Annotated in this window: 8 protein-coding genes; 6 read left to right on the top strand and 2 right to left on the bottom strand. The window is 60.1% G+C overall.

The features are described 5' to 3' along the window. The first annotated feature begins 138 nt into the window (after nt 1-138). Nucleotides 139-669, top strand: coding sequence for a hypothetical protein (locus J2851_RS34530; RefSeq protein ID WP_246501130.1), 531 nt, complete (start codon nt 139-141; stop codon nt 667-669). Between the two features lie 161 nt (nt 670-830). Here the strand turns inward: J2851_RS34530 and J2851_RS34525 are convergent, their stop codons facing one another. Together J2851_RS34525 and J2851_RS34520 are read right to left on the bottom strand one after the other, a co-directional pair. Then, a complete protein-coding gene (locus tag J2851_RS34525; protein WP_246501129.1) occupies nt 831-1,175 on the bottom strand; it encodes an AAA family ATPase in 345 nt (114 codons plus the stop codon). Between the two features lie 34 nt (nt 1,176-1,209). After that, nucleotides 1,210-1,938, bottom strand: a complete 729-nt coding sequence (locus tag J2851_RS34520; protein WP_209773590.1) for a GntR family transcriptional regulator — start codon at nt 1,936-1,938, stop codon at nt 1,210-1,212. A 330-nt stretch (nt 1,939-2,268) separates the two neighbouring features. Between J2851_RS34520 and J2851_RS34515 the strand changes: the two genes are divergently transcribed. From J2851_RS34515 to dmpG, 5 genes are all read left to right on the top strand, one after another. After that, on the top strand, nt 2,269-3,096 hold the full coding sequence (locus J2851_RS34515) for an alpha/beta fold hydrolase (protein ID WP_209773586.1): 828 nt from the start codon (nt 2,269-2,271) through the stop codon (nt 3,094-3,096). 54 nt (nt 3,097-3,150) lie between these two features. Further along, on the top strand, nt 3,151-4,026 hold the full coding sequence (gene bphC / locus J2851_RS34510) for a biphenyl-2,3-diol 1,2-dioxygenase (protein ID WP_209773583.1): 876 nt from the start codon (nt 3,151-3,153) through the stop codon (nt 4,024-4,026). Nucleotides 4,027-4,226: 200 nt separating this feature from the next. Further along, entirely contained in the window at nt 4,227-5,039 is an 813-nt protein-coding gene (locus J2851_RS34505) for a fumarylacetoacetate hydrolase family protein (RefSeq protein WP_209773579.1), read from the top strand. Nucleotides 5,040-5,042: 3 nt separating this feature from the next. After that, complete coding sequence (locus J2851_RS34500; RefSeq protein ID WP_209773534.1) at nt 5,043-5,990, top strand: acetaldehyde dehydrogenase (acetylating); 948 nt, start codon at nt 5,043-5,045, stop codon at nt 5,988-5,990. Continuing rightward, nucleotides 5,990-7,018, top strand: coding sequence for a 4-hydroxy-2-oxovalerate aldolase (dmpG, locus tag J2851_RS34495; RefSeq protein ID WP_209773523.1), 1,029 nt, complete (start codon nt 5,990-5,992; stop codon nt 7,016-7,018). Before J2851_RS34500 ends, dmpG begins: the two co-directional genes overlap by 1 nt. Nucleotides 7,019-7,097: the final 79 nt, after the last annotated feature.

Genomic DNA, 7,097 nt, shown 5'->3' with positions numbered 1-7,097 from the left:
GCGGACGTCGTTGCGGGTTTGGTCTAGCAACTTGATCCTACAGCGAAATTCGCTCCACGCCAGCCTCCAACGCCGACCTCCGTGAATATTGTGGGTTCAGATTTCACGCGCGATGCTCTAATCGGCCTGAAACGGTTGATGGAGGTGGTGGCCGATGGCGGCGGCATGCTCTCCGTGGTGCTGGTGGGCCATCCCAAACTCCGGAACGACCTCCGGCGCCCGACCATGGAAGAGATCGGCTACCGGTCGGTGGTGTTCGAGTTCGACGGCATGGCGGGCAACCAGCTCGCCTACATCCGCTGGCTCCTCGCACGCTGTGCCGGCGAGGGCATCGACATCGGCGAGCTGATCGAGACGGTGGCCGTGGAGTTGCTGGCCAGCCGCCTGAAGACCCCGCTTCAGATCGAGCAGCATCTGACCCTTGCGTTCGAGGAAGCATTCCGGCCCGGGGACCGACCGGTCACAGTCCAGGTGGTCGAGAGCATCCTGTCGCGTCAGCTCGACGATCTGGAACCGCGGCTGACCCGTCACGGCTACAGCGTGCGCTCCCCGGCCGACCAGTTCAGCGTCAAACCGGCGGAGATCCGCCAGTTTCTCCGTGGTGAACTGGGAGGAGCCAGAGCCCAGGAACTGACGCAACAGATGCAGGGGGCTGGGCTGCCGCTCTAACTGGGCCATCGTCTCACGCAATGTGAGCAAGGCCGGATGATTGCGAGCATGTCGCACCGACTGCGAGCACAGTCGCAGTTAATCTGAGCATAAGCCCCGTCTCGTTCTCACCGATTTCGAGCAGGATTCGGCGATGAAAGCGAGCACGGCCGCCGATGATCTCAAGCAGCTACAGGTATGGATTGCATCGACGGTTCTGCAGGTTGCCAGGTTGCCAGATCGGCTGCAGGGTCGCGCTGCCAGCCCTCCTGCTCGCGGCGCACCTCTCGGACCTCCGCCCAGCCGTGGTGTTCGTGGATCGAGCCGAACGCCGCGCCCGTCTCGATTGACTGCAGCTGTTGCGGATCAGCGACCAGCACGGCCTTCGCATCGGACGCAGCGGCACTGGACACCACGCCCTCCAGTTGCCGCGTGCTGGCGATGGTGCGCGGCGCGATGCCGGATACGCTTTCGAGGTTCTCGGCGGCGATGCCGGAAAGCGCCATGAACCGCGCCCATTTCAACATTGGGCGAGACATCCTCCACTTTCGTTCTCACTCATCAGTCAGGGTGCAATGCCTTTGCTCGTATAACGTTCACGGATCGCCGAATATGCTCAGCAAGTGCGGATACCGCCTTATCCGTGTCCCGCGCCATCGCAGCTTTGAATATTTCCTCATGCTCATTGTGCACTTCAAACGGAATCGGTCCCATCGTGCCAGAAAGTCGACGGTAGCGTTCGGAACTTTGAAACAGAACCCGTCTAAACCGAGCAAGCCAAGCTGAAGGCGATGCCGCCGCAAGCGCCTCGTGAAACTCCTTGTTCCGAACTTCCCACGCATCGAAGGAAACGGCGGGATCGGCCTCAAGTCTTTCCTGCGCACGAGCAAGGCGGTGAAAGCAAGTGACTAGGTTATCTTCCCAAGCGTCATCACCCAGCTTGATGCTCTCAGCTAACGCGCTTGTCTCCAACTTTATGCGGGCATCTGTCAGATCCTCAAGGTCCGACAGCGACATCGGCGTCACGCGAAACCCTTTTTGGCCTTCGGTGAGTACAAGCCGATCCGCCATCAACCGGGTCAACGCTTCGCGGAGGGTGCTACCGCTAATACCGAACGACGACTTTAGCGTTTCGAGATGAAGCTTGGAACCTGGTGGATACACTCCTTCAACGATCCGGCTTCTAACTACTGCATACGTACACTCTATGGCCGTTAGTTTCTTCTCTGTAAACCGCGCGCCACCAAGCTCCGCGCCAGACCCGTTCTCAATGTTTCCGCGGTCAACCATCTCTCCTTAGCTCCAAATCTGCCTGACCAACGTTGGCGCATGACCCTACTGGGACCGTCCGGGACGGCGCGATTCGATAACAAAAGTCAATATAGCATACCCCAAAGTTTTCATGTCACAAAACCACTTGACGAACCAGAATATCGTTTTTATCGTCACAAAACGATATGAGAGAGGTGCGGAGCACCGGATGGAGAGGAAGCGACCGTCGGTGGGGCTCTTGCGCCTGCCCTGACGTTTGAATCCCTTAGTTCGTGCGCCCCACCATTCCGCAGTGGAACCCGCGGAAAGCAGTTGTGACAAACGTCCCAAGGGACCGGGAGGGATATCGTGCAGGAAGCCTATCCGGACATTGCCCGAACGATCGATGCAAACGGAATCGCGACGAACCTTCATGACGTCGGATCGGGTGCGCCTGTCGCGCTTATTCATGGCTCGGGACCCGGCGTCACGGCTTGGGCGAACTGGAGAGGGGTGATCCCCGCGTTGTCTCGACATAGACGCGTCATTGCACCCGACATGGTCGGCTTCGGCTTCACCGAGCGGCCACACGACGTTGAATACAATCTCGATCTTTGGATCAAGCACCTCACGGATATTTTGGATGCTCTGAATCTCGATGTTGTCGATCTCGTCGGGAATTCATTCGGTGGCGCGCTGTCACTGGCCTTCACTATTAGATTTCCGAAGCGAGTGCGGCGTCTCGTCCTCATGGGTTCGGCAGGAGTTAATTTTGATCTCACCGAGGGTCTCAACGCCGTGTGGGGATATGAGCCATCGGTGCAGAATATGCGCAAGGTAATGGACTATTTCGCCTACGACAGAAGCCTCGTGAACGATGAACTCGCGGAATTACGGTACAAGGCGAGCATCAGGCCGGGCTTTCAGGAATCGTTCTCCGCGATGTTTCCCGTGCCGAGGCAGCGTTGGGTCAGCGCACTCGCCAGCAACGAGGACGATATTCGCGCCATTTCCCAAGAAGCGCTTATCTTGCACGGCCGCGATGATAATGTCGTGCCGCTGGAGACCTCTCTTCGGCTGAATCATCTCATTGTGGCCTCTCAGCTGCATGTCTTCGGCCGATGCGGGCATTGGGTACAAATCGAGCAGGCGGCACGCTTCATTCGACTCGTTGAGGATTTTCTCGCCGAGACGTGACGCGCTCCGCCTCTGGATAGGCGGTCCGACATTTCGAAAAGTAGGGAGGCAAAAATGAGCGTTCAGCGTCTTGGATACCTGGGCTTCGAAGTAACGGACGTGTCTGCTTGGTGCACTTTTGCTACCGACAAGCTCGGTATGATGGAATGCTCTGCAAGTGATGATGGGGCTCGGTTTCGCATCGATTCCCGGGCGTGGCGCCTGAATATCGAAAAAGGCTCAGCCGACGACATCGTGTTGTCGGGCTACGAAGTAGATAGCGAGAATGCCCTGTGGGCAGTCAAAAAGCGGTTGGAGGAGCATGGTGTCGCGGTGACCGTTGAGGGCGCGGACATTGCATTGGACCGCGGTGTTCTCGGGCTGATCTCATGCGCGGACCCGGCAAACAACAGGGTTGAAATCTACTACGGGGCGACGGAGCTCTTCGAGCGGCCTTTTCACTCTCCGGCCGGTGTTTCGGGTTTCCAGACTGGTGATCAGGGCTTCGGCCACTATGTCCTGAATGTCTCGGATGTCGGCAGCGCGCTCGATTTTTACATCAAAGCGCTCGGATTTCAGGTCTCCGATATCATTGACTGGAAGCTGCGTGAAGATCTGACGGTGCAGCTGTATTTTCTGCACTGCAACACGCGTCATCACACGCTGGCCATTTCCAAGTTGCCGCTCGAGAAACGTCTCCATCATTTCATGCTCGAGACGAAACATCTCGATGACGTGGGGTTCGCCTTCGACCGGTTTGAGGCCGCCGACGCGGTCGTAGCAACTTTGGGGAGGCACTCGAACGATCAGATGATTTCGTTTTATGGGGCGACCCCTTCCGGCTTCGCGGTGGAATACGGCTGGGGCGCACGCCACGTCGCGGCTGACTGGTCCGTCGTTCGGTACGACACGATCAGCGTCTGGGGGCACCGCTTCGCTGCCCCGAAGTAGATGTGGAAAAAATAGAGCATAGATTGCTCATATCGCCGGGAGGAAAGCCATGTTAACAAATGATACTGGCGACGGATGTGACCGCGATCGCAAGCGGCATTTCGGAGTCGGCCCCCCTAACGATCAATCCGACCATCATCGGCATAGGTGTTGGATACCGCCTCTAGGCGATATCGTCTGATTCAGGAGTGATCCCCTCAATGGATGCCGTGACGACAGTGACCCCAGAGGCGGTTAGGAAGGCAGCCGATCGCCTTTTCGAGGCGGGGCGGACAGGTATTCCAGTTTCGCCCGTGCGTGAGTTGATCGGACCTTGCGATGTTGACGTCGCGTACCAAGTTCAGGAGCTCAACACGAAACGGGCCCTGGAAGCTGGTCGTCGCTTGGTGGGTCGTAAGATCGGCTTAACGTCTCTGGCCGTGCAAAAGCAGCTGGGCGTGGATCAACCCGATTATGGGATGCTTTTCGCTGATATGGCCCGTAGCGATGGGGAAGAGATTTCTCTAAAGGATTTGATGCAGCCGAAGGTGGAAGCCGAAATCGCATTCGTGCTGGAACGGGATCTCGAGAGTGATCAGCCTACATTTGCGGATCTATTTCTGGCCATCGCTTACGCCGTGCCCGCCGTAGAAATCGTGGGTTCGCGCATCGCCAACTGGGACATCAAGATCAGCGATACTATAGCTGACAATGCATCCTCCGGACTTTACGTGCTGGGCTCGATGCCGCGGCGGTTGGATGCAGGGGGCTTTGACCTGCGCGGCTGCGAAATGATGATGGAAAAGGCCGGGCTACGGGTAAGTACCGGCGCGGGTGCCGCTTGTCTCGGATCCCCCCTGAATGCCGCCTTATGGCTGGCCCGGATCATGGCGCGTACGGGCCGTCCGCTGCGGGCGGGCGACACTGTTCTCTCGGGCGCGCTCGGGCCCATGGTTCCGGTGATTCCAGGCGATGAGTTCGACGTGCATATCGATGGATTGGGGTGCGTACGGGCTGCTTTTGCGAAGGAGTAGGTTATGCGAGATGCCAAAGTTCAGTGCTCCATCATCGGGTCGGGCAATATCGGCACCGATCTCATGATCAAGATCATGCGCACGTCCCGGCACCTCCAGATGGGGGCCATGGTGGGCATCGATCCGAATTCGGACGGCCTCGCCCGCGCCGCGCGCCTCAACGTACCGGTCACCCACGAGGGCATCGAGGGCCTCCTGAGGCTGCCCAACTACAAGGACATTCGCGTCGTTTTCGACGCCACCTCGGCGAAGGCGCACGTGCACAACAACGCACTGCTCCAGAAGGACGGCAAGAAGGTCATCGACCTCACCCCCGCCGCCATCGGCCCCTTCACCATCCCGGTAATCAATGGCGAGGCCAATCTGGACGAGCCGAACGTCAACATGGTCACCTGCGGTGGCCAGGCGACCATTCCCATGGTCTATGCGGTGAAACGGGCCACGAAACGCCTCGTCTATGGCGAGATCGTTGCCTCCATCTCCTCGAAGTCCGCCGGGCCGGGCACCCGCGCCAACATCGACGAGTTCACCGAGACCACCTCCAAGGCGATCGAGGTGCTGGGCGGAGCCGAGCGCGGCAAGGCGGTGATCATCCTCAATCCCGCCGAGCCGCCGCTCATCATGCGCGACACGGTCTTCACCCTCTCCCAGGGCGGCGAACGCGAGGCCATCGCCGCTTCCGTCGCCGAAATGGTCGCCGAGGTGCAGAAGTACGTGCCTGGCTATCGGCTGAAGCAAAAGGTGCAGTTCGAATCCATCGGCGGCAACGCGCCGCTGCGCATTCCTGGCATCGGTCCCTGCGAGGGGTTGAAGACCACCATCCTCCTGGAGGTGGAAGGCGCCGCCCACTACCTGCCGGCCTATGCCGGCAATCTCGACATCATGACATCCGCCGCGCTGACCACCGCCGATCGCTGGGCCGGCAGCGTGCTCGCCAATGAGGCCGCGTGATGGCCCGCCCGAACCCCGACAAGCTCTATATCCAGGACGTCACCCTGCGCGACGGCATGCACGCCGTCCGCCACCAGTATGACCTGGAGACGACCCGTGCCATTGCCCGCGCCCTCGACCGGGCGAAGGTGGATGCCATCGAGATCAGCCATGGCGACGGTCTCAGCGGCTCGACCTTCAATTACGGCTTCGGCGCCCATGACGATGCCGAATGGATCGCCGCGGTAGCAGAGGAATGCCAGCATGCGGTGGTCACGGTGCTGCTGCTGCCCGGCATCGGCACGGTGCACGACCTCAAGCATGCTTATGAGGCGGGCGCCCGCTCGGTACGGGTGTGTACCCATTGCACCGAGGCCGATGTGTCGCGCCAGCATATCGAGGCCGCCCGTTCACTGGGGATGGACACGGCGAGCTTCCTGATGATGGCCCACATGATTCCGGCCGAAGCCCTCGCCAAGCAGGCGAAGCTCATGGAGAGCTATGGCTCGGAGTGCATCTATGTGACGGATTCCGCCGGCGCCCTCCTGCCGGAGGACTATGCGCTGCGGGTGAAGACGCTGCGGGATGCGCTGCGGCCCGGGACGGAGATCGGGGTCCACACCCACCACAACCTCACCTTGGGCGTCGCCAATGCGGTCGCCGGCATCGAGGCGGGGGCGGTGCGGGTGGATGCGTCCCTCGCCGGCATGGGCGCGGGCGCCGGCAATGCGCCGCTGGAGGTGCTCATCGCCGTGCTCAACCGCAAGGGCATCGACACCGGCTGCGACCTCTACGCCCTGATGGATGCGGCCGACGACTTGGTGCGCCCGCTGCAGGACCGCCCCGTGCGGGTCGACCGCGAGAGCCTCGCCCTGGGTTATGCTGGGGTTTATTCGAGCTTCCTGCGCCATGCGGAGAACGCCTCGAAGATCTATGGGGTGGACACGCGCGAGATCCTCGCTGAGCTCGGCCGTCGCCGAATGGTGGGCGGCCAGGAGGACATGATTATCGACGTGGCGCTGGATATGCAGGTAGGCGTAAGCCAATGACTGGCGCCATCGATATCTCCGTTGACAACCAATACAACAAGCAATGTGTGGAGGAGGAAACGATGCTGACTATTCAGCT

This window comes from Azospirillum rugosum, assembly GCF_017876155.1.
Taxonomy (GTDB): Bacteria; Pseudomonadota; Alphaproteobacteria; order Azospirillales; family Azospirillaceae; genus Azospirillum; species Azospirillum rugosum.
Note: the sequence above shows the minus strand (reverse complement) of the source record. Positions and strands in the feature narration are given on the sequence as shown.

Coding starts and splice junctions, on each gene's coding strand:
- J2851_RS34530 (WP_246501130.1), top strand. CDS start 139: ATGGAGGTGGTGGCCGATGGCGGCGGCATGCTCTCCGTGGTGCTGGTG.
- J2851_RS34525 (WP_246501129.1), bottom strand. CDS start 1,175: ATGTTGAAATGGGCGCGGTTCATGGCGCTTTCCGGCATCGCCGCCGAG.
- J2851_RS34520 (WP_209773590.1), bottom strand. CDS start 1,938: ATGGTTGACCGCGGAAACATTGAGAACGGGTCTGGCGCGGAGCTTGGT.
- bphC (WP_209773583.1), top strand. CDS start 3,151: ATGAGCGTTCAGCGTCTTGGATACCTGGGCTTCGAAGTAACGGACGTG.
- J2851_RS34505 (WP_209773579.1), top strand. CDS start 4,227: ATGGATGCCGTGACGACAGTGACCCCAGAGGCGGTTAGGAAGGCAGCC.
- J2851_RS34500 (WP_209773534.1), top strand. CDS start 5,043: ATGCGAGATGCCAAAGTTCAGTGCTCCATCATCGGGTCGGGCAATATC.
- dmpG (WP_209773523.1), top strand. CDS start 5,990: ATGGCCCGCCCGAACCCCGACAAGCTCTATATCCAGGACGTCACCCTG.